At 33.7% G+C, this 1714-nt stretch carries 1 protein-coding gene and 2 pseudogenes; 1 reads left to right on the forward strand and 2 read right to left on the reverse strand.

What is annotated here, in order from left to right; genetic code table 11:
- Window positions 1-375, reverse strand: a pseudogene (locus A9G35_RS03390) (helix-turn-helix domain-containing protein); the annotation flags it as partial.
- Between the two features lie 145 nt (window positions 376-520).
- On the opposite strand from A9G35_RS03390, the gene A9G35_RS03395 reads away from it, so the two are divergent.
- A complete protein-coding gene (locus A9G35_RS03395) occupies window positions 521-1291 on the forward strand; it encodes a hypothetical protein (protein ID WP_081300101.1) in 771 nt (256 codons plus the stop codon).
- A gap of 198 nt (window positions 1292-1489) precedes the next feature.
- Here the strand turns inward: A9G35_RS03395 and A9G35_RS13635 are convergent.
- A pseudogene (locus A9G35_RS13635) lies at window positions 1490-1714 on the reverse strand (hypothetical protein); the annotation flags it as partial.

A 1714-nucleotide genomic window follows, 5' to 3' on the forward strand; every position in this document is an offset into this window, starting at 1 on the left:
CTAGGGCTATTAAGCGTTTTTTAAAACTTTCTAAATCGTGACGTAGCCAAATAGAGTGTACCCCACTCCCTGACACCATGATGCCTTCTTGACGAAGTTGATTGGCAACTCGATGTTGCCCATAAGTTGGATATTCATAGGCCATATTAACAACGGCTTGTTCTATATGTGGCTCTACCCGATTTTTTTCGATAGGCTTTTTACGACTGATTTCTTGAAGCGCAAGCTCACCCCCTTGCTCATACAGTTTTTAAAGCGATAATAGCTATCTCGACTGTATCCCATGACTTTGCAAGCTTGTTGAACGTTACCGAGTTGTTTAGCTAATTCTAAAAGTCCTAATTTAGGTTTAATAATTTTGGCAGTTTGATTCATTTCTGACTCTCCTTTTGTGTTATAAAATAACTCAAACGTCAGATTAAGTAAAGACTATTACAATTTTTAGGCATCCATATAATGCGAGGGATATAAAACATCGGTTAGATTTATTAATTAAAGGTATAAAAGAGGGAAATTAGCTATGTACAGTGGCATTGCTTTATATAATACAGAAAATATCTTACAGAATATTGCGTTAGAGTTTGCTGAAACACTATTTTCGGCATTAAATGTTCCTATTACAGAAGCTCGTTATGTTAAGCCGATAACTAAGAATGGCGATCGTGATTTTAAATTTGTTAATATATCCCTAAGGGGACTAAAACGTAAAATAAATCTAGAAGAGGTTATAGCTTTTGATTCATTGAATGAATTAGACAATATATGTCGCCTCCAATTTGTTTATAACACTGATAAATTTGGCAGAACTAATAATATTTACATTTTATATGATAATAAACTAGATCATGACGGTAGTATTTTGGAGTTGATGAAGAACTTTGCACGTCAAAACTATTTTGCTTATGGTATAAAATATTCGAAGTGTAAGAGCACAAATAATGCAACAGAGTATGCAGGAGGATTCAACTTTGCCACAATATATCCTTACGAAAAATATCATTTTGACGAAAAAAAATTAGATGGCAATAAGCGACTTAGGATGGTTTATACCGCTAATATTATTAATCATCATCATTTAGAAATTGGTGTAGATAATACCACGTTGAAAGATTGGATATTAAGTGATACAAGCCATGGTACACTTGAAGAATTAAGCGATAAATTGTGGTTATGGCAAGTTGCCGAGAGCGAGCTTGATAATATCAACAATTTTCTTGGTCAATTAGGTTTATTAATATCATGGAAATTACCAACGCCAGAGCCAGAAAAGCCCAAACGCAGGTTACCTTAAAATAGAATAATTGACGACTAATAAGCAATCGCGCTTGTACCAAATCCTTGCTTTAAAACAGCGAGGACTTTCCTTTTTTATTTTGTTATTTTATCGCTCTTTAAAAAACAAATAAAATCAATGTTTTTTGAATAATTGTTATAAAAAACACAATACCTTTTAGCATACCCAAAGGCTATTTTTGCTATTTATTTAGCATTAAAAAACCGAAAACTCAACCCAACTAAAAAACAATTTTATACTAAAACGCATAGTTACCTGAAAGTTTTTGACAGAAATTTTAAATCCTATGGCGAGCTTGCGATAGAATACCGCACCGTCCCACAAAACCTGCGCTTTCAAGGACAGTATTTTGACGAGGACAAATTTGTCTGGAACAAATTTGAACAATGCTTTAGCATTGGCCCTGAAAGGGTGAGTATC

The sequence above is a fragment of the Gilliamella sp. Choc5-1 genome (genome assembly GCF_001690595.1).
GTDB lineage: Bacteria > Pseudomonadota > Gammaproteobacteria > Enterobacterales > Orbaceae > Gilliamella > Gilliamella apicola_M.

Excerpts from the sequence above, each read along its gene's own strand:
- A9G35_RS03395 (WP_081300101.1), top strand. The coding sequence starts at position 521 with ATGTACAGTGGCATTGCTTTATATAATACAGAAAATATCTTACAGAAT.